The 20,178-nt window shown below is 67.8% G+C and carries 19 protein-coding genes and 1 tRNA gene; 12 read left to right on the top strand and 8 right to left on the bottom strand.

What is annotated here, in order from left to right; all coding sequences use genetic code 11:
• Positions 1-163 precede the first annotated feature (163 nt).
• Positions 164-490, top strand: coding sequence for a helix-turn-helix domain-containing protein (locus tag KZI27_RS02225; RefSeq protein ID WP_222659135.1), 327 nt, complete (start codon positions 164-166; stop codon positions 488-490).
• Between the two features lie 723 nt (positions 491-1,213).
• Positions 1,214-1,822, top strand: coding sequence for a hypothetical protein (locus KZI27_RS02220; RefSeq protein WP_222659134.1), 609 nt, complete (start codon positions 1,214-1,216; stop codon positions 1,820-1,822).
• Between the two features lie 38 nt (positions 1,823-1,860).
• Here the strand turns inward: KZI27_RS02220 and KZI27_RS02215 are convergent, their stop codons facing one another.
• On the bottom strand, positions 1,861-3,873 hold the full coding sequence (locus KZI27_RS02215) for a hypothetical protein (RefSeq protein ID WP_222659133.1): 2,013 nt from the start codon (positions 3,871-3,873) through the stop codon (positions 1,861-1,863).
• Positions 3,870-4,739: a hypothetical protein gene (locus KZI27_RS02210; protein WP_222659132.1), complete on the bottom strand. Its 870-nt coding sequence runs from the start codon at positions 4,737-4,739 to the stop codon at positions 3,870-3,872. The genes KZI27_RS02215 and KZI27_RS02210 overlap by 4 nt, the downstream gene beginning before the upstream one ends.
• A gap of 320 nt (positions 4,740-5,059) precedes the next feature.
• Between KZI27_RS02210 and KZI27_RS02205 the strand changes: the two genes are divergently transcribed.
• Entirely contained in the window at positions 5,060-7,036 is a 1,977-nt protein-coding gene (locus KZI27_RS02205; protein WP_222659131.1) for an ATP-binding protein, read from the top strand.
• 105 nt (positions 7,037-7,141) lie between these two features.
• Here the strand turns inward: KZI27_RS02205 and KZI27_RS02200 are convergent.
• Positions 7,142-7,231 (bottom strand) — tRNA-Ser (locus KZI27_RS02200).
• A 143-nt stretch (positions 7,232-7,374) separates the two neighbouring features.
• On the opposite strand from KZI27_RS02200, the gene KZI27_RS02195 reads away from it, so the two are divergent.
• Both KZI27_RS02195 and radA read left to right on the top strand, forming a co-directional pair.
• Positions 7,375-8,340, top strand: coding sequence for an SGNH/GDSL hydrolase family protein (locus tag KZI27_RS02195; RefSeq protein WP_222659130.1), 966 nt, complete (start codon positions 7,375-7,377; stop codon positions 8,338-8,340).
• A 10-nt stretch (positions 8,341-8,350) separates the two neighbouring features.
• Positions 8,351-9,712, top strand: coding sequence for a DNA repair protein RadA (gene radA, locus KZI27_RS02190; RefSeq protein ID WP_261784020.1), 1,362 nt, complete (start codon positions 8,351-8,353; stop codon positions 9,710-9,712).
• A 4-nt stretch (positions 9,713-9,716) separates the two neighbouring features.
• Here the strand turns inward: radA and KZI27_RS02185 are convergent, their stop codons facing one another.
• Entirely contained in the window at positions 9,717-10,100 is a 384-nt protein-coding gene (locus tag KZI27_RS02185; RefSeq protein ID WP_111086950.1) for an SseB family protein, read from the bottom strand.
• 281 nt (positions 10,101-10,381) lie between these two features.
• Between KZI27_RS02185 and KZI27_RS02180 the strand changes: the two genes are divergently transcribed.
• On the top strand, positions 10,382-10,591 hold the full coding sequence (locus tag KZI27_RS02180) for a cold-shock protein (protein ID WP_017887662.1): 210 nt from the start codon (positions 10,382-10,384) through the stop codon (positions 10,589-10,591).
• 198 nt (positions 10,592-10,789) lie between these two features.
• On the opposite strand, the gene KZI27_RS02175 is transcribed toward KZI27_RS02180, so the two are convergent.
• Together KZI27_RS02175 and KZI27_RS02170 are read right to left on the bottom strand one after the other, a co-directional pair.
• Entirely contained in the window at positions 10,790-11,446 is a 657-nt protein-coding gene (locus tag KZI27_RS02175) for a hypothetical protein (protein ID WP_222659128.1), read from the bottom strand.
• Positions 11,447-11,510: 64 nt separating this feature from the next.
• Positions 11,511-12,053 carry an amino-acid N-acetyltransferase gene (locus KZI27_RS02170; RefSeq protein WP_222659127.1) on the bottom strand — a complete coding sequence of 181 codons (543 nt, stop codon included), beginning with the start codon at positions 12,051-12,053 and terminating at the stop codon, positions 11,511-11,513.
• A gap of 98 nt (positions 12,054-12,151) precedes the next feature.
• Here KZI27_RS02170 and KZI27_RS02165 point away from each other — a divergent pair, with 98 nt between their 5' ends.
• The 5 genes from KZI27_RS02165 (at position 12,152) to KZI27_RS02145 (ending at position 15,686) form a co-directional block, all read left to right on the top strand.
• Entirely contained in the window at positions 12,152-12,604 is a 453-nt protein-coding gene (locus KZI27_RS02165; protein ID WP_123311007.1) for an SRPBCC family protein, read from the top strand.
• Positions 12,605-12,815: 211 nt separating this feature from the next.
• Positions 12,816-13,259: a hypothetical protein gene (locus KZI27_RS02160; protein WP_123311009.1), complete on the top strand. Its 444-nt coding sequence runs from the start codon at positions 12,816-12,818 to the stop codon at positions 13,257-13,259.
• Positions 13,256-13,714 (top strand): hypothetical protein, encoded by a 459-nt coding sequence (locus KZI27_RS02155; RefSeq protein WP_123311011.1) that lies wholly within the window; start codon positions 13,256-13,258, stop codon positions 13,712-13,714. The genes KZI27_RS02160 and KZI27_RS02155 overlap by 4 nt, the downstream gene beginning before the upstream one ends.
• On the top strand, positions 13,711-14,661 hold the full coding sequence (locus tag KZI27_RS02150; RefSeq protein ID WP_222659126.1) for a hypothetical protein: 951 nt from the start codon (positions 13,711-13,713) through the stop codon (positions 14,659-14,661). Before KZI27_RS02155 ends, KZI27_RS02150 begins: the two co-directional genes overlap by 4 nt.
• Positions 14,658-15,686, top strand: coding sequence for a hypothetical protein (locus KZI27_RS02145; RefSeq protein WP_222659125.1), 1,029 nt, complete (start codon positions 14,658-14,660; stop codon positions 15,684-15,686). Before KZI27_RS02150 ends, KZI27_RS02145 begins: the two co-directional genes overlap by 4 nt.
• 255 nt (positions 15,687-15,941) lie before the next feature.
• Here KZI27_RS02145 and KZI27_RS02140 read toward each other — a convergent pair whose 3' ends face one another.
• Positions 15,942-18,464 (bottom strand): ATP-dependent Clp protease ATP-binding subunit, encoded by a 2,523-nt coding sequence (locus tag KZI27_RS02140; protein ID WP_123311017.1) that lies wholly within the window; start codon positions 18,462-18,464, stop codon positions 15,942-15,944.
• A 155-nt stretch (positions 18,465-18,619) separates the two neighbouring features.
• The gene (locus tag KZI27_RS02135) at positions 18,620-19,096 is read right to left on the bottom strand and encodes a hypothetical protein (protein ID WP_222659124.1); all 477 of its coding nucleotides are present in this window, start codon (positions 19,094-19,096) and stop codon (positions 18,620-18,622) included.
• A 70-nt stretch (positions 19,097-19,166) separates the two neighbouring features.
• Here KZI27_RS02135 and KZI27_RS02130 point away from each other — a divergent pair, with 70 nt between their 5' ends.
• Complete coding sequence (locus KZI27_RS02130) at positions 19,167-20,099, top strand: NAD(+)/NADH kinase (protein WP_123311021.1); 933 nt, start codon at positions 19,167-19,169, stop codon at positions 20,097-20,099.
• Positions 20,100-20,178: the final 79 nt, after the last annotated feature.

The following is a 20,178-nucleotide window of genomic DNA, read 5'->3' as shown; positions in this document are numbered from 1 at the left end:
GACAGTGAGAAGTCCAACGCCGCCATGCCGTCGACCGACTCTTTCCCACACACTGACGGCGCGCGTGCTCGGACCGCACGGCATCATGGTCGCCTGTCGGCGACAACCGGTCCTGGGCGGCGCGGTTGATCCGCAGCCGACACCCACCTCGTACCCTTGAGCTATGGCACGGACCGCGCGCTCAACACCCGCTGAACTCGCCCCCGCGCCTTGGCCAGATCGGCACTCCACCGACCCATCCGCCGAGGTAGCGCGACAGTTCGTGCTCAACCTCCACGACGCGATGGAGGGCCGTTCCTTGCGTTCGGTCGCCGAAGACGCTGGAATCCACCACGTCACGCTGCTCAAGATTCTTCATGGCCGCGCCTGGCCCGACCTCGCAACGATCTCCCGGCTCGAAATCGGACTGAACGCCGACCTGTATCCGACTCGCGCCCCGTTGCGGAAGCCGGGCGGTTCACGGTCGAAGCCCTCGAGGGCAGCGGAATAGCAGACGAAGCGCGGAGAACTGAGCCGGCTGGGAGCGCGGGAGACACGGTCACGACGTCTCGAAGACGCGCGAATGTCCGATCTGCACCGTTCACCCCGCGTCCAACGATGAGCAGGTCCAACAACACCATCGCTACGCGAACGACCGAAGAGCCGGTGGGAGCAGTCGTCTCAACCTGACGCTCGCCTGTCGTGAGGTCCACGGTGGCACCGACGACCTCGTTTCCCCGGACGACGGATACCTCGGCCCGGGTTCCGAGGTCGGCGACGTCGGTCTGATAACCCGGCGGGACGATCATCCCGCGCACCCATCGCAAGTCGATGGACGATCCGCCGATGCGGACGATTCGGATAGCCGCCGGACCAAGCTCGCTCATGCTGATTACAGTAACCACGAGCGACGACGAGCGGAAGTTGAGGACCCGAGCGTGCCCGACCACTACGACTACACGCCGGTGATGCCGCCGGAACTCTGGGCGCGGATCGGCGACTTCGTGCGCGACGTGGTTCGAACGGCGTCGCCGCACACGGCCTACACCGAGAAGCAGCTGTACCCCGTCACTGCGAAGCTCGCCCGATGGGCGGTTGAGCAGGTCGGTTACCCCCTGAAGTCGAGCGTGCTGTTTCAATCGTCAGCCATCGACCGGTTTTCCGCGGAGGCGCTCTTGACCTACACAAACTCAGGTCGGGCGACGATGCGGTCGAAGCTCCGAAGCTCCGAAGCATGGCGCCCTCGCTCTTGGCTGACAAGCAGCGGGCGCCCGACTTCGTCATGCCGATCCAACCGACTTCACCGCTCCGCCCGTATTCCGACCGCGAGCTCGGGGCGCTCCTCACCTGGGCGGGCGCGCAGCTATCGCCCGAGCGACGAACGTCCGCGCGGGGCTTGCTCTCACTGGGGATCGGAGCCGGGCTGACGGGTCGTGAGATTTGCGACGTCGTTGCGGGTGACGTAACGATCAGCGGCGACGCTGTTTCCGTTCGCGTGCGGCGCGGTATCGCGCGAGTCGTGATCGTCGACGAGGCTTGGGAGGACGGGGTGCGGGATCGTTTCGACTTCATCGACGGTGACGGCTGGATGTTCCGTGCGGGCCAGGTGGGTGGGAATCCCAACCTCATCTCCGACTTCGTCACACGTAGCAGCCAACGCGTACACATGCAGGCCCGCCGGATGCGTTCGACCTGGCTTGTCAACCACTTGGCGAAGGGAACGCCGCTCGACGTCCTCCTGGAGGCGGCGGGCTTGCAGTCGGGCGAAGCGCTCGACAGGCTGATTCCGTTCGTTCCCATACGAGATGTCGACGATCGACGGCGCTGGCTGCGTGGTGCTTGACGGGACGACCAGACAGTAGTCCCGTCAAGCGTCCTGCACTACTGCGCGTCGGCAGCTTTCCTGCCGCGGGCCCGTCCGAGGGGCTTCGACGCGGCGGCTGCCTTTTCGGCCTCCTGCTTCTTCACTTCCGCGGTGATGGCGCGTTGCTCCTTGAGCGTCAGGCCCTTCCGGCGACGGGGCGCCTTGTAGAAGCGGCGGTAGTTCGAGTCACCGTTGACGTCGCGGGCCCGTGGGGCTTCGGGCTTCTCGATGCCGGCGGCGCGGTCGGCGAGGAACTTGTTCAGTCGCGAGAAGTTCGCAACGGTGAGCACCATCGTGAAGATGAAGCTCTGTGCGGCGAGCCCGCGCATTTGCCTGCGGTCCGGGTCGCCGAGTCCGTGCACGTCCTTGAGGTACACGTTGAAGCTCTCCTGTGACCGACGGTCGTGGCTGTACGTCTTCAGCCACTCGGGGGTCGCGAACGGGAACACCTGGCGCGTGTCCAGCGCGTCGTCCCACTCGAGCCGGAACGTGTCGTCAAGGCAGATGGTGTCCTTGATGACCGGCAGGAGGTCCGGGTCGATGTGAGGACGCTTCAGCGCGACCGATGGGTTGCGGCTCGCTTTGGCGTGCATGTGGACGAGGTCACAGGTCACCATCGGGCTCTCGCGACGAGCCGGGCAGAACATGTAGACACCGCCGTTCGCGTCCGGAGTGCCCTTGGGTCGGGCGCGGTACTTCTGCCGCTCGAGAATCTTCGTGAAGTACTCCTTCGGAGTGATTTTGTGTGTTCGCGCGTCCTCGCTGAGCGTTCGGAGGTCGAGGGGCGTTGCGGGGCAGAGCACGTCGCCTTCAACTTGGAGGCCCCCAGCTACCGTCTCCTTTCTCTCGGTGAGCTGCCACTTCGCGTAGTCGATGACGAGACCGACTCCACGTTGCGCGAGGGGCTTGTGGAACTCGTCCAGAGAGATACCCGCGCTGTAGCCGCGGTCCACCGTGAGTCGCTTGACCGGCCGTCCCTTCTCGAGAACCCAGTCGACACCTGCAATGGTGTGCTCGGCGATGCTTCGTCCAAACTTGTGGAGGCTCGCTGCGACGACCATCTGCGGGTGTGCGTAGGGGTCGTCGGGTTCCGTCATCATCATCATGATGTTCGCCGCGTACGCGTGGTCGAACTCGCTCGGGCGTCCGTTGTAGTCCTTGTCCTGCTTGCCCTTGTCGCGGGGGTAGGGAGTCGCATCAATCTCGAGCACCTTCTTGGGAGCCTCGACCCATTCGGCGTTGCCGTCCTCGTCGAAGACCTCAATCTCATCCGGGACTTCGGGGCTGCCGTCGAGTTCGTGGTCGCGCTTCCACGGCATCCGCTGGCTCGGAGCGGGAATCGCGCTCTGGTCGGCTGACAACGCACCCTTCCATGCCGACGCGTAGGGCTCTGGGATGGCTTGGATGCTCACGTCGAGCATCGTGTTGGTGAACTCCCGCGCCCTCGGTTCTTTGAGTGCCCGCATAGCGGGGTCTCTGTCGGCGATTACCTGCTCGCGTTCCTGACGCGTGTGCAGGAAACGCTTGGCCGGCCATGCGTCGAACGTGTCGATGATGGCGTGGAGCGCACGCTCAAGCCGCATGTACCAGTTCCAGTAGTCGTTCTGCGGGTCTCCCGTCTCCTTCACACCATCGACGCCGAGAAAGACGCGCGCCTCCTTCGTCATCCGGTGCTGGAGCGCCACGGCGAACTCGTGGATGTTGAGCTTGGTTCTGTCGTCTGCGAGGACGAGCGCAAGGATGATGCACTTCCTCGTGTCCAGGACAGGCGGGCGGCCTCCGGGGCGCTTACCTGCGCTGTCTTCGCGCTTGTACCGCTCGACGAGCGGGACGATGTCGCTGGCATCAACGCGAGCACCCCAGAGTTCGAAGACCTTGGCCTCCAGCGGCGTGATCTTGTTCCCTGCAGCAGCCACTTCGTCGACGTCGAGCAGTGCGCTCTCCCGAGCGGCCTCGTAGATGGCGAGCGCCGCTTCGTCGAACACCCCGTCGAGGATGTCGTCTCGGAGGTTCACGTCGCGGCGGTTCACTTTGCACCCTCGATGGTTCGCGGGTCACGGAGGATGGTCGCGAGCTCAGCGTGGTCTGGGACGGTGAAGTACGCCTCGTACTGGTCGAGCGACGACAGATGCTTGAAGCCCGCGGCGTAGACCAATTCGCCGGCGGTGAGCACCGAGCACACCTCGGCCAGCCACGTCGCGCGGAGGCGTGACGCGTCCGGAAGTCGGCCGCCTTCCGGGTTGTGGAACTTCCGCAGCTTCTCCTCCCGGCTCGCCTGATTGGTCAACCACGGGAAGATGGCGTACTCGTCCGCCTCCGCGTCCCTGAGAGCGCGGGCGAGGTACGGCTCGAACTCTCGACGGACTACCACGGTGCGGTCCGGCTCGCCGGCGACGCGAACGAAGTAGCCGTCCTCGCTGCTGTTGATGTCAGTCGTGCGGAGGTAGATGACCTCCTTTCGACGCAGACCGGCCCCTCCGCTCAGGCCCATCAGTGCGAGACCAGCGCGTCGCCAGTCCTCGGAACGCGAGTTCTGGACGTAGGTGGACATCTCACGCAGCTCGAGCGGGCTGAGCGGCGTGACGGCGAGGGACCGTTCCGCACCGAACACCCGACCCGCCCGTTCGCCTCCGTGTGCCTCGCGAATCTGAAGGAGGCGGCTCTCGAACGTCCCCCGCTGGACCGCCGTCGTCTGCATGCTGGCGAATCGGCGGATGACCGACGGCTGAAGCAGGCTGTGTTGGGTCAGCGGGAGTCCCAGTTCTCGGACGCCGAACAGACCGAGTGCAGCGAGTGGTCGCATGTACTCGCGGACGTACTTCGTGTTCGAGAAGTCGGCGTCAAGCACGCAGGCGATGACGAAGTCACGGACGATGGCCCAGTCGGCTTCGGGCATCCGAGGCTTGTAGCTCATGATGACATCTCGCACATCCGATGCGTGTCGCTGCTGATTGTTATCAGCAAATTGTGCTACGCGAAGGTCGTTAGAGGAAGGGGTGGCGCGTTGGGGTCTTGTATGATGGGTCATGCCGGAGCTATGCCGGCACCCTGGGGCCAGCGGTGGCATGCGCCGCGCCCGCCGTCGATCGGCGCAGACATGCGGATCGATGTACTTTTATGAGCCTTCATCCGCTCTAGTCGGTTGCTCACCATCAACAGGGGTTCTACGGCAGAGTCGAGACGCCCTTGAGTCGGCGGTGTATGTGAGGATGAGTCGTGCCCGAAGTACACGTGTCAGCCGGTCAGCCGCTCCTTGAGTCCTACACACGGACGCCGGCCACCGGAATCTGCGAGCTCGTCTGGAACGCGTTCGACGAAGACGCTCACAACGTCTACGTCACAGTGACTCGGAGCGAGCTCGGCGCAGTCGAGACAGTCTCCGTCGCCGACGATGGACGGGGCATGACTGTCGAGCGCGCCGAGCTCGCGTTCTCGCGAGTCGGTGACAGCTGGAAACGAATGCCCGGCACAACTTCAGGGGCCGGCCGCTACGTTCACGGACGGCTCGGTCGGGGGCGCTACTCCGCTTTCGCGCTCGGCGATTCCGTCGAGTGGGAATCGACGAGCGAGGCGCTCGAGGGCGGTCTCGCCGGCATCCGCATCGTCGGATCCCGAAGCGCGCTCGACAAGTTCAACATCGAGCCGAGCGATCCGGACGCAGCCACGGGCACAACCGTGAGGATCGTCGGCATCGGAAAGACGGCTGCGCATGATTTCGAGGCACCGGATGGGCTTCGAGGGCGTCTCCTGACGGAGTTCGCTCTCCACCTCGCGCGACACGACGACTTTCACATCCACTTCCTCGGCGAAGAGATCCGCCCAGGTGAGGTCATCGAGAACCGTCGGGAGTTCTCGCTCCCGCCTCAAGACGGAGTCGCGGGCGAGGCGAAGCTCACCATCATTGATTGGAAGCTGACCGGAGTCGAGCGACGTCTGTACCTGTGCTCCGAGGACGGCGCCATCATCGACGAGATGGCGCCCGGCATCCGAGCCGTCGGTGCGGAGTTCACTGCGTACATCAGCTGGCAGGGATTCCGTGACGCATCAGGTGTGATGATCGAACTCGATGGCGAGTCGCCCGCCGCGAAGGTCATCGAAGCGACCAAGGATGCGCTCCGGGATCATCTCGCGAATGCGGGCCGCCGCCGCGAAGCCGAGACGATCCAGCGTTGGAAGTCGGAAGGCGTCTACCCGTACAAGGCAGCGCCGCGAAACGACCAGGAACGAGCGACGCAGGACACATTCAAGGTAGTGGCCATGGCGGCAGCGCGAACCGTGGACGAAGCCAAGGCCACGAAGTCGAAGGCGCTCGCGTTGAGCCTTCTCCGAGAGACCTTCGAAACGGACCCAGAGGCGTTGCTCCCCATCCTTCGCAATTTCTCGCAGCTCCCGCAAGCGAGAATCGACGAGCTGAAGGAGGTCTTGGAGCACACGACGCTGTCGCAGCTGATCTCACTCGGGCGCGAAGTCGGAAACAGGGTCGAGTTCCTCTCCGGACTCAACGCCGTGCTCTTTGAGCGCGCCATCAAGAAGCGGATGCTCGAGCGGCGGCAACTACACCGCATCCTCGCGCACGAGACATGGCTCTTCGGCGAGGAATGGGGCATCACCGGCGATGACGAACGACTCATCGAGGTGTTGAAGAAGCACCTCAAGCTCCTCGGACTCGACGTCGAACTCGCCGGCAGCGCCCCGCTGCTCCGAGAAGACGGCTCGGACGCAATCCCAGACCTCGTACTCGGACGACGCCTCGAAACCCGCGAGAACGAGTTCGCTCACCTCGTCATCGAACTGAAGCGTCCGAGCCACAAGCTGACAGATGAAGACGTCAGCCAGATCAGGAGCTACGCGAGCGCGATCACGAACGACGAACGTTTCGACCAGCCGAACTCCCACTGGGACTTCTGGCTGATCGGCAACGACGTCACCGACTCGGTCGAAGATCAGCGGACGCAGACAACGCTCCCACATGGCGTCGTGCAGAGCAGCAAAAAGTACCGCATCGTCGTCCGGACGTGGGCGGAAGTCATCGGCGATGCGGAGCACCGACTGAAGTTCGTTCAGGCGTCGCTGAAGTACGAGTCCAACCGAGACCAGGGCCTCGTGTCGATGCGCGACAAGTACAGCGAGTACCTGCCGCAGGAGGCGCTCGACGCGGCGGCCGAAGCAGGCGACGCCGGATCGGCTGCGTAGCCACGCGAGAGTACGAAGAAGGCCCCCGGACGGATCCGGGGGCCTTCTTGCTAGGGCTTAACGAGTTTCGTAAACAGTTTCACGGAGTTTCGTTAGGAGCCCTCGTGGCGGTACCGGTGGGATTTGAACCCACGGTGGAGTTGCCCCCACACATGTTTTCGAGACATGATCCTTCGGCCGCTCGGACACGGTACCGGGAAAGATCTTACACGATCCGGGAGGCCCGTCACGCCACCCGACGTCGGCCTGCCCTCCACAGGCGGTCACCCCCAGGGCTCTTCCCCCACCCACAGGCCGCCCACGTCATCGACTCGGCCTGCGGGCGTACCGTCCACGGCATGAAGACCCGCACGCTCATCGCACTCCTGACGTCCGTCCTCGGTGGGGCCGGTGTCCTCGGCGCTGCTGCCGTCGGGGCCCGGGCCGGCGTCAAGGGCCAACGGGCGGCTGCGCAACGGGTGGTCGACATGCTGCCGATCCACGCGGACTGGTGGCACGAGCGACAGCAGCACGACGGACGGCTGCTCTACGTGGCGATCGGCGACTCGGCGGCGCAGGGCGTCGGTGCGACGGTCCCGTCCCGCGGGTACGTGGGTCTGCTGGCGCGTCGGATCCGGCACCGCTCGCACGAGTCGGTGCGGGTCGTGAACCTCAGCGTCTCGGGTTCGACGACGTGGGGTGCCAAGCGCGACCAGTTGCCGAAGCTCCGGCAGTACACGCCCGACATCTGCACGGTGTCGATCGGGGCGAACGACATCGCGGACTTCGACCCGGACAAGTTCGAGCGGAACATCCGGGCGATCTACGGCGCGGTGCCGTCGCACGCCGTGGTCGCCGAGCTGCCGTGTATGTTCGTGGCGGACCGTGAGCGCAAGGTGGCGGTGGCGAACGAGATCGTGCACCGTGTGGCCGCGGAGTTCGGGCTGACCGTGGCGCCGCTGCACACCATCACGAAGCGGGTCGGTGTCCGCCGCACGTTCTTCAACAGCTACGGCGACCTGTTCCACCCGAACGACCGGGGGTACGAGGTCTGGGCGAGCGCATTCGAGCCCGCGGTCGACGCCCGGGTCGACACGGTCGCGGCGATCCGGCACTACCTGTCGGCGCGGGAAGCGGAGACCCTCGGGCGAGAGGCCGGCGCCGTCGCGAACGCCCGAGCCGAGCAGGACACCGACGGCGCCGAGGCGCTCGACCACGCCAACCGGCCGAGTCCGGTCGAGCGGATCCGCAACCGGATGACGGGGTCGATGGCCCTGCCCGACGAGCCGGCGCACCGCGCCGACGATGTCGGCGGCACGGCCTAGCCTCGACGACATGGCACGCCCGCAGTCCCTCTACCGATGCACCGAGTGCGGCTGGACCAGTGTCAAGTGGGTCGGTCGCTGTGGCGAGTGCCAGACCTGGGGCACGGTCGAGGACTCCTCGGCGGTCTCGGCGAGCACCAGGGGCACGGCGGCCGTCGCCGTCACCGGGGCTCGAGCGGCGCGCCCCATCACCGAGGCCCGCGGCACGACGGTGCAGCGGTGGCAGACCGGCATCGGCGAGTTCGACCGGGTGCTCGGCGGCGGGGTGGTGCCCGGTGCCGCGGTCCTGCTGTCCGGCGAGCCGGGCGTCGGCAAGTCCACGCTCCTGCTCGAGGTCGCTTCACGGGCTGCCGCTTCCGGCAAGCGTGTTCTCTACGTCAGTGCGGAAGAGTCCGTCGACCAGGTCAGGCTGCGTGCCGAGCGTACCGGCGCGATGCACGACGACCTCTACTTGGCGAGCGAGGTCGACCTCGGCGTCATCATCGGCCAGATCGACCAGGTCAAACCGGATCTGCTCATCGCCGACTCCGTGCAGACCATCTCGTCCAGCTCGATCGACGGCATCGCAGGTGGGACGTCGCAGGTGCGCGAGGTCGCCTCGACCCTGATCCGGATCGCGAAGGACCGCGCCCTCCCGGTCCTGATCGTCGGCCACGTCACGAAGGACGGCACCATCGCCGGGCCGCGTCTCCTCGAGCACCTGGTCGACGTCGTCTGCCACTTCGAGGGCGACCGGCAGACCGCGCTCCGGTTCGTCCGGGCGTTGAAGAACCGGTTCGGTCCCACGGACGAAGTCGGGTGCTTCGACATGGGCGGGGACGGCATCCACGAGGTCCCAGACCCGAGCGGCCTCTTCATGTCGAAGAACGCGACTCCGGTCTCCGGCACGTGCGTGACCGTCGCGCTCGAGGGGCGCCGGGCGCTCCCGGTCGAGGTCCAGGCGCTCATCGTCCCGAGCTCGGCTCCGCAGCCCCGCCGGGTCGTGAACGGCGTCGATGCGTCACGCGTGGCGATGCTGCTCGCGGTGCTCGAACGCCGAGCCGGTCTCAAGCTCTCCGATGCCGACGTCTACGTCTCGACGGTGGGTGGCATGAAGCTGACAGAGCCCGGCGCCGACCTGGCGATCGCCCTGGCCCTGGCGAGCGCGGCACGAGACCGCCCTTACCCGCACACGCTCGCGGCCGTGGGCGAGATCAGTCTGGCGGGCGAGATCCGTCCGGCCACGGGGACCAAGCAACGGGTGAACGAAGCGAGCCGACTCGGCTTCACCACCGTTCTCGGCGCCGACTCCGGGCATCTGCGCGAAGCACTGCGTGTGGCGTTCTCCATGACGCAGTCCACCCGCGAGCGCGAGCTCGACCGCGCGTTCTGATCGACTAAGCGCGCAATGCGGCCAGCAGGTCCTCCGGGGTCGCCTGCATGGTGTTCGGCCCGGCGATGTCGAAGAACACGCCCTCGAGCATGTCGAGGTGGGCGGCCAGGAACTCCTCGAGCCGAGGCCCGTCGTAGACCATGACCTGTCGGATCTTCTCGTCCGGCACCATCGCCGTGTAGGCGTCAGCCGACGAGAACAGCAGCAGGATGCGCTTCTCGGAGCCTTCGCGCCCGAACACCCGCACCTGCATGTCCTTCTTGCCGGTCACGAGCCGGGGGACGATCACGATGTCGTTGCGCAGCGCGAACGCCACCGCAGCGACGTCCTGCTTCGCGAGGGCCTCCTCGAGCTGTTCGCTCCGGAAGCGCTGTTCCTTGTCTGCCATCTGATCAATTCCACCAGATTTTCGTCGTTCAGTGACGCACGGGTAGCCAGTCGGCCCTGAGCACGCTAGCCTGATGGAACCGCTTCGGCGGCGCTCAACGTTCGAGCGAGGTGGTTTGCCCCTCAACTCGGACTACCAGGGTCACTGGCCATCAGGCCTGACCCCGAACCCGTCCCGCCGGCACCTGCCCGCGTGGCGCATCACCCCCGTCGACGTACGTCGGGGCTCCGCAGGTGCGATCGCACCATGGCGGAACGCAAGAAAGCTAAGGAAACGCCATCATGGCATCTACCGGTACCGTCAAGTGGTTCAACAACGAAAAGGGCTTCGGCTTCATCGCCCCGGACGACGGAAGCGCTGACGTCTTCGCGCACTTCTCCGCGATCGCCGGCAACGGCTACAAGTCGCTGGAGGAGAACCAGAAGGTGGAGTTCGACATCACCGAGGGCCGCAAGGGCCCGCAGGCGGAGAACATCACCGTCCTCGGCTGATCACATCAGCTTCGAACGGCCCCGTCGTCCTCTGGACGGCGGGGCCGTTTGCTGTCCCCGGGGTCGCCGAGCGCTCTTCACCGTCGCACAACCAAAGGCACCTCGAACCACCACAACGCGCGGCGCGGTCACACTTTGGTTGTGCGAACGGCCACGGAGCCGCGCGCCCCGGGACCGCCAGCCCACGCGGCGCCAGAGCTACTGCAGGATGAACTGCACCGAGGCCCTCGACTTCAGGTTCCCGACCGCGACCTGCAGGTGGTAGCTCGCCCCGTCGCCCGAGACCGCCGGACGGGACGCGTCGCACGTCGTGGTGGACGACCGGGTGCGGTCCCACGCGATCGCGGGCGTGGTCAGGGTCTGGCCGGCCTTGATCGTGACGTCCTGGTTCGTGCCGCCGGTCTGGCAGTCCTTCGACGACCAGTACTGCTCCTCGCCCGAGCTGATCGTCAGTACCTGCTGCGCTGACCCGAGGTCGAGGTGGCACGAGTTCGTGCCGGTGTTCTTGATCGACATGGCGATCTTCGGGTCCTCGGTAGGGCCGTACGCCTCCTTGTCGAGCACCGGCGTGAGGACGACCTGGTCCTTGCTGCACGTCGACCCGTCGGCAGCGCCGGAACCAGACGCCGCCGCAGATGCTGACGCCGAGCGGGACGGGGCAGCGGACGACGCACCACCGGCCGAGGCGGACGGCGAGGACGTGGGCGCTGCCGTCGGGGTCGACGCGCTCCCCCGTCCGACGACGATGAGCACGACCACCACGACGATGATCACGAGCGCTCCGAGCACGGCTGCACGACGGCGCCAGTACACGACCGGCTTCTCGGGCCCGACGGGGTGACGCAACGACGACATGCGCACAGGGTAGACAACCCCGGATGCCGGGTGCGGGACCCCCGCCGGGTGCCGCGCGAAAGCGTCAGAGGATCTTCAGCATGCGGGTGTTGCCGAGGGTGTTCGGCTTGACCCGGGCGAGGTCGAGGAACTCCGCGACCCCTTCGTCCGACGACCGCACCAGCTCGGCGTAGACCGCGGGTTCGACGACCTGCTCACCGATCTCGAGGTACCCGTGCTTCGCGAAGAAGTCGACCTCGAACGTCAGGCAGAAGATCCGTGCGACGCCGAGTTCCCGGGCGTCGTGCTCGAGCGCTTCGAGCATCCGGTGTCCGACGCGCTTGTGGATCCAGTCGGCGTCGAGGGCGAGCGTGCGCACCTCGGCGATGTCGTCCCAGAAGACGGCGAGGGCGCCGCAGCCGATCGGTATCCCGTCTGGCCCTTCGGCGATCCGGAACTGCTGGATCGAGCCGTAGAGCGCGACGTTCTCCTTGCCGAGCAGGATGCGTCGGTCGACGTAGGGGGCGATGAGCCGCTGGATGTGCGGGACGTCGGAGGCGAGCGCCGGTCGCACGAGGATCCCGTGCTCGTCACGGACGTCGAACGCGTGCTTCCCGTGCTCTGTCATCCCCACAACCATAGCCGCGCCGGGTCGAGCGGCAGCGGACCTTCCCGGGGGACACCCCGCTGGACGGTGCACAGGCGCAGCCGCCTACCGTCCACACCATGCCTCAGATCATCGAAACCGTCGACGTCAACGTCCCCGTCTCCGCAGCGTACGGTCAGTGGACCCGCTTCGAGGAGTTCCCGCACTTCCTCGACGAGGTCGAGAAGATCGTCCAGGTCGACGACAAGACCACCGATTGGACCGTGAAGGTCGCCGGCCAGGAGCGCGAGTTCCGTGCCGTCATCACCGAGCAGCACCCCGACGAGCGGGTGGCCTGGACCGTCAAGGACGGCGAGACCGACCACGCCGGTGTCGTCACCTTCCACAAGCTGTCCGACAACGAGACGCGCGTCACTGCGCAGATCGACTGGGAGCCGTCCGGCTTCCTCGAGAAGCTCGGCGCTGCGGTCGGCGTCGGTGGTCACGCCATCAAGAAGGACCTGCAGAACTACAAGGAGCGCGTCGAGTCCGCTCCGACCGACACGGGCTGGCGCGGCGACGTGCAGGCGTGATCACGGCCTGAGACGTCCGCGCGGACGAGACGGGAGGCCCGGTGCCAGCTGGCACCGGGCCTCCCGTTTCGTCCGTGCACCGGTTTCGTTCGGCATCCCCCCACGACATGCCGACCTGCCGGTCCGGCGCGAGCCTGGCAGAGTGGTCACACTGGCCGTCGCGCTGGTCCAGTTTTATCATGTCTGAGACAGATGTACAGGGCGGGGAGACATGATCGAGTACAACGACGACGATGCACACCGGCGAGAACTCTCCCGGAAGCTGCAGTTGCTGATGGACGTCGTCGAGGCGAATGCCGGGCAGCGACCGTCCTACAAGGAGATCGCAGCTGAGATCGAGGCACAGGGTGCGTCGATGAGCCGGCCGCGGTGGGGCTACATGCTCGGGGGCAACGGCCCGGCCGTCCGCGACCAGCGTCTGCTCGCAGCACTCGCCGGCTACTTCGGTGTCCCGGCGGAGTACCTGACCGACGCGGCGGGCAACACCGACGTGCCCGAGCGGGTGCAGGCGCAGCTCGAACTCGTCCTCGAGCTGCGCAAGCGCGAGGTCGTCGCCTTCGCGACCCGACGCCTCGGCGAGTTCGCCTCCGCCGACGAGATCCGGGACTTCACCGAGCACCTCCGGCGGCTCGACGAGTCGGGATCCGCGCCGTGACCGGCGTGCGCGAGCGGTTCGGCGCGCGGCGTCGGCAAGCCGTCGCCCGGCGGAGCGTGCGGCGACTCGGGCTCCCACGGCGGCTGACGCTGCCCGCCCTCCTCGCCCGCGCCGAGTCGACCCTCGGCAAGCCGATCCGGCTGCGGACGGCCGACCTGCCCGGTGACCTCTCCGCACGGTTCATCCAGCGCGCCGACCACGCACTCCTCGAGACCCGTCCAGACCTGTCCGAGCGTTCCCGCGTGGCGTGCGTGCTCCACGAACTCGCCCACGTGTTCCTCGCGGACCCCGGCTGCGACCACCAGGCCTACACCGGGCTGCTCACCGGCCGGACGGCGTTCACGCGGTCGCTGGACACCCCGCACGAGCAGGCGGTCGAACTCGTCGCCGACGAGCTCGCGCTCCGGATCGGTCTGCTCGACCCGGACGACCGCGAGCCCGGGATCTTCCGGTGACGCTGCACGTCTGGGGATCGATCCCGGTGTGGGTCATCCTGACGGTGCTCGTCGTCCGGCTGCTGCTGGTGCGGACCCAGTCGGCGAGCGTCACCTGGCTCATGGCCTGCTGCGGCTTCGTCGCCGTCGGCCTGACGATCAACCAACCGGACGTCACCACGTTCCTCGCGGGCGTCACGCACGTGCCCAACATCGCAGACCTGGTCGGACGGTGCCTCATGGTGTGCGGCATGTTCGCGCTCGCGCAGTCGGTGGAGGCCGCCGCGCGTTCCGCGAAGCTGCTGCGCGTGAGCCGGATCGTCGTCTGCGTGGTCGTGCTCCTCACGCTCGTCGTGCTCTTCACGCTGGTCGACGCACCGACGCCGACGGCACAGTTCATGACCGTCTACGGCAACCAGCTGCCGACCGCGCTGTACTCCGCGGTCGAGATGACGTACATCGCGGTCGTCATCGCCCGCTCCGCCGCCGCCGTCCTGCGCGGGTTCCGGAGCGGCGACGGCCTCGGCCGGATGTACTGGCTGTTCGTCGTCGGGGCCGTCGGGCTGGTCCTGCTCGCCGTCATCGCGATCGCGCTCGACGCCGTCCACGTCGCCGGTGTCGACGGAGCGGTCCGGGTGCTGTCCACCGTGTACGCCCCGGTGTTCCTGCTGTCCATGGTGCTGCTCGCCGTCGGCGCCGCCGGGGGCGTGCTTCCGGACGCGGCACGGGAGTTCCGCGACTGGCGGGACACCCGGCACCGGTTCCGCAGCCTGGAGCCGGAGCTCCGGCGGCTCGAGGCGGCCTCGGGCAACACCGGGCTCTACTTCACGATCGCCTGGCAGCGTCGCCAGTGGCGCAGTCGGTTGCACCGACTGGCCGTCGAGATCGAGGACCGCGCACGCGAGGCCGGGCAGGACGTCCCGGCTGCGGCGACCCTCACCACCGCACGACTCAGGGAGCTCTCATGACAGCCGGACGCACGACCGCACTCGGAACCGCACTCGGAACGGCAGTCGGCGCCGTTGGGACGCTCGGATTGGGCGCCTTCGTCGCCCGACGACTGCTCTTCCCCGCCCCCTACACGGCGACCGCCACCGTGCGGAGCAGCACCGGGACCGAGGTCGAACTCGTCGCCACACGCGACACCCGCCTGCCGGGGACGTACGACCTGCAGCGCGACGACGCCCGCGTCCCGGTCGGCGCGATCGTCGCCGCGAGCACGGAGACCGGGCCCAGCGGCGACACCATCCGCCGCCGCGTCACCGGAACCGTGGCGACCGGTGACTGGGCCTGGGACGCCCTGCGGTACGACGGGCCGGCCGACGTGCCCGGCGCCGAGCCCGAGGCCGCCACGACCCACGTCGTCCACGTGCACGGCCAGTCCCTCGGGCCGCGGCAGGTCCTCCGCGGCGTCGGTGTCTGGCGCGGCCTCGGCGCGACGTCCGAGGTCCTCGACACCACGGACCTGCCGCTCCGGTCGCTCGACCCGGGGGCAGCAGACCGCATCGTCGCCGCGGTCCGCGCCGCCCGTGCCCGCGGCGCCCGCCGGGTGGTGCTGCAGGGGTGGTCCGCCGGCGCCCTCGCCTGCTCGGTCGCGGCCGGCCGGGTCGACGTCGATGGGATCGTGGCGGTCTCGCCGCTGCTCGACGTCGCGTCAGCACTCCGCGGAGCGGTCCGTGGGGCACGCCTGCCCGCCTTCGTCGGCACCGTCGCTGCGCGCATCGCGACGACCCCGGTGCTGTCCCGCCTGGCGGGAGCATCGGCACCGGTCACGACCACGGCATGGCAGGACGCGACGACGCCGACGCTCGTGGTCCACTCCGAGGCCGATGCGCTGGTCGCAGCGGACGACGTGGCCGCGATCACCGCTCGCCCGCACGCCACCGCCGTCGCCTTCCGCACGGCACCGCACACGCTCGAGTGGAACGAGGACCCGGAGCGCTGGGAGGACGCGGTCCGCCGCTTCGTCGGGTCCTTGCCCGCCATCGCCTAGCGGACGTGCAACGGCCCCGGTCTGCGAACAGACCGGGGCCGGCAGCGACTCGATCCGTTGGGGGGAACCGATCGAGTGCGACGCGCGAGGAGTTGGGGGGAACGTCTCGCGCGCTGGTTCCACCGTACCCCCGGACGGGGGTCCGTGGACGCGGGACGCGCGCATCGGCGATCCGGGATCTGGACCGACACAATGACAGACGGGAGGCCCGGTGCCAGCTGGCACCGGGCCTCCCGTCGTGCAGACCGTCAGGTCCTAGGACTCGATCTCGCCCTGGGGTGCGTCCGCTGCGGTCTCGACCGCGGCTGCGCCGGCGAGGACCTCTTCGCGGCCCGGCTGACGCCCGGTCTCGAAGTGGAACGCACCGTCGACGAAGTCGACCTTCACGTGGTCACCGGCGTTGAGCTCACCCTGCAGGATGTGCTCGGACAGCTGGTCCTCGACCTCGTGCTGCATCGCGCGACGCAGCGGGCGAGCTCCGAGGGACGGGTCGAACCCGACCTTGATGAGCTGCTCCTTGGCGGGGAGCGTGAGCTCCACCGTCATGTCGCGGTCGAGCAGACGGTCGGCCAGGCGCTTCACGAACAGGTCCACGATCTGCAGCAGTTCGGACTGCGACAGCTGCGGGAACACGATCGTGTCGTCGACACGGTTCAGGAACTCGGGCTTGAAGTGCTTCTTGAGCTCCTCGTTGACCTTGCCGCGCATGCGGTCGTAGCCCACGGCCGAGTCACCCTCGACCTGGAAGCCCACCGGGCCACCGGCGATGCCCTGCGAACCGAGGTTCGTGGTCATGATGATGACGGTGTTCTTGAAGTCGACCACGCGGCCCTGACCGTCGGTGAGACGGCCTTCCTCGAGCACCTGCAGCAGCGAGTTGAAGATGTCCGGGTGGGCCTTCTCGATCTCGTCGAACAGGACCACGGAGAACGGCTTGCGGCGCACCTTCTCGGTGAGCTGGCCGCCCTCCTCGAACCCGACGAACCCGGGAGGGGCACCGAACAGACGCGAGACGGTGTGCTTCTCACCGAACTCCGACATGTCGAGGGAGATCAGTGCGCCCTCGTCGTCGAACAGGAACTCGGCGAGCGCCTTGGCGAGCTCGGTCTTGCCGACACCCGTGGGCCCGGCGAAGATGAACGAGCCCGACGGGCGGTTCGGGTCCTTGAGGCCGGCGCGGGTGCGGCGGATCGTCTTGGACAGGGCCGAGATGGCCTCTTCCTGACCGATGACCCGCTGGTGCAGCGCCTTCTCCATGAAGACGAGACGCGAGGTCTCCTCTTCGGTGAGCTTGAACACCGGGATGCCCGTGGCCTGCGCCAAGACCTCGGCGATGATGCCCTCGTCGACGGTGCCGGACGCGGCGACGTCACCGGCACGCCACTGCTTCTCGAGGCGGAGACGCTCACCCAGGAGCTTCTTCTCCTCGTCACGCAGCGAGGCGGCCTTCTCGAAGTCCTGCTCCTCGATGGCGGCTTCCTTCTGCCCGCGGACCGTCGAGATCTTCTCGTCGAACTCGCGGAGCTCCGGCGGCGCCGACAGGATAGACAGCCGCAGGCGTGCGCCGGCCTCGTCGATCAGGTCGATGGCCTTGTCCGGCAGGAAGCGGTCCTGCACGTAGCGGTCCGCCAGGTTGGCGGCCGAGACGATCGCACCGTCGGTGATGGACACCTTGTGGAACGCCTCGTACTTGTCGCGCAGGCCCTTGAGGATGTTGATCGTGTGCGGCAGCGACGGCTCGTTGACCTGCACCGACTGGAAGCGACGCTCGAGTGCGGCGTCCTTCTCGAAGTGCTTGCGGTACTCGTCGAGCGTGGTGGCACCGATCGTCTGGAGCTCACCGCGGGCAAGGAGGGGCTTGAGGATCGAGGCGGCGTCGATCGCGCCCTCGGCAGCACCGGCACCGACGAGCGTGTGGATCTCGTCGATGAAGACGATGATGTCGCCGCGGGTGCGGATCTCCTTCGTGACCTTCTTGAGGCGCTCCTCGAAGTCACCGCGGTAGCGGGACCCGGCGATGAGCGACCCGAGGTCGAGCGAGTAGAGCTGCTTGTCCTTGAGCGTCTCGGGCACGTCGCCCTTGACGATCGCCTGGGCGAGGCCCTCGACGACGGCGGTCTTGCCGACGCCGGGCTCACCGATCAGGACGGGGTTGTTCTTCGAGCGTCGGGAGAGGATCTGCATGACCCGCTCCATCTCCTTCTCGCGCCCGATGACCGGGTCGAGCTTGCCGTCACGAGCGGCCTGGGTGAGGTTGCGACCGAACTGGTCGAGGACCTGCGAACCCTGCTGCTGGCCGTTCTGCTGCTGCTCGCCGCCGACGGCGACCGCTTCCTTGCCCTGGTAGCCGGACAGGAGCTGGATGACCTGCTGGCGGACCCGGTTCAGGTCCGCGCCGAGCTTCACGAGGACCTGGGCTGCGACGCCCTCGCCCTCGCGGATCAGGCCGAGCAGGATGTGCTCGGTGCCGATGTAGTTGTGGCCGAGCTGCAGCGCCTCGCGCAGGGACAGCTCGAGCACCTTCTTGGCACGCGGCGTGAACGGGATGTGCCCGGTCGGCTGCTGCTGGCCCTGGCCGATGATGTCCTGGACCTGCTCGCGGACGGCGTCGAGCGAGATGCCGAGCGACTCCAGCGCCTTGGCAGCAACGCCCTCGCCCTCGTGGATCAGGCCGAGGAGGATGTGCTCGGTGCCGATGTAGTTGTGGTTGAGCATCTTCGCTTCTTCTTGAGCGAGGACGACAACCCGACGGGCTCGGTCGGTGAATCTCTCGAACATGTGCTCTCCCTTGGCCCTTTCTGACGGAGCCGACAGCTGGTCCGGTCTCGTCTGAGTCCGGTCACGTACTCCGAGAGTAACCAGCGCTCCCCGTGGGGGCTGCCCCTGTTCGCCGTGGGCGTGACCTCACTGCGCGATGTGCGCAGTGAGCGAACTCAGGCGCGACGCGCTGCTCGACGCAGGGCACGCCGGAAGCGGCGCGGCTCGACGCCCAGGGCGCCGAGGACGTCGTGCGCCGACCCCATGAAGGGGTCGTCGACCCCGTCGAGGACGGCGAGCAGGACGTGCACCGGGCGGACGCGCTCGGCGGGGCCGGCGAGGACGGCGGCCCGGGCGAGGACCCGTGCCGCCGCCGGCGTGCAGGCGACCCGGTCGTGCTCGTCGGGGCACGACGCCCGCGCACCGACGAAGACGCTGATCTCGGCGCGGACCGCCTCGGGGCTCACTCCGTGTGCGTCGAGGGCCGGACGGAAGCGGGGCATCCCACTGCAGAGCGTGACGGCGGCGAGCAGGAGGTGCTCCGCGTCGACGGAGCCGAAGCCCGTCTCGTGGGACTCGAGGTCGGCGAGCAGCACGATCTCGCGGCCCTGGCGGACAGTGGGCAAGGCGACGGACAGCTGAGCGATCTGCATGTATTCAGAATATCGCATGCAATGACAATTGGACACCCCTCGGTTCAGCACAGCTCGGTACCATCCGGTCATGGATCAGCCCGTCGTCGGCCTCGTCGTCCACCCGACCAAGAACGTGCAGGAGTCCGTCACGACCCTGCAGCGCTGGAACGCGTCCGGGCTCGGCGAACTCGTCGCCCGCCGCGCCGACGCACAACGGATCGGTGGGGGCATCACCGCGGTGGAGGACGACGACTTCACCGAACGGGTCGACCTCGTCGTCGCCCTCGGCGGTGACGGCACCATGCTCGGCGCGATGCGACTCGTGGCGAAGCGTCCGGTGCCGGTGCTCGGCGTGAACTACGGCAACGTCGGGTTCCTGGTGGAGATCGAGCCGCCGGAGCTCGAAGCCGCGCTCGACCGACTGTCCGCCGGCGAGTACCAGCTCGAGCCGCACCATGCGCTCGAGGCCCGCCTGTCCTGGAGCGGCGCGCGCACCGACTACCTGGCCTTCAACGACCTCACCATCGTGCGGCGCCCCGGCTCCGGCCAGGTGTCGGCCGACCTCAGCGTCGGCGGCCTCGGCTACGGGTACTACCGCGCCGACGCCATCGTCGCCGCGACCCCGGCGGGCTCCACCGCGTACAACTACGCCGCCGGTGGCCCGGTGCTCTCCCCCGCGCTGTCCGGGTCCGTCGTGACGCCCGTCGCACCGATGGCGGGGATCGACCGCGCCGTGGTGCTCGCCGCCCGCGAGCGCTACCGGTTCGACATCGCCGAGGGCACCAGGAGCGCTGCACTCGAGGTCGACGGGCTCGTCGTCGGCGAGGTCGCCACCGGGGCGCAGATCGACGTCCGGCTCCGCAAGGACGCCGGCAGCGTCGTCCGGCTCGACGCCGAGCGGCACGGACGCACCGGCCGGGTGAAGCTCAGCCTGCTCGACCTGCCGGTGCGGCCCGACCAGCTCATCGAACTGATCCCCAGCGACCTGCGGCAGAAGCTCGGTCGCGAACTCGACCAGTAGCGGTCCCGGCGCCGTTCCGCCCCCGGAACGGCGAATGGCCCGCTCGAGCAGTGCTCGAGCGGGCCTTCCCATCACCCCA

Source organism: Curtobacterium sp. TC1, assembly GCF_019844075.1.
Taxonomy (GTDB): Bacteria; Actinomycetota; Actinomycetes; order Actinomycetales; family Microbacteriaceae; genus Curtobacterium.
Note: the sequence above shows the minus strand (reverse complement) of the source record. Positions and strands in the feature narration are given on the sequence as shown.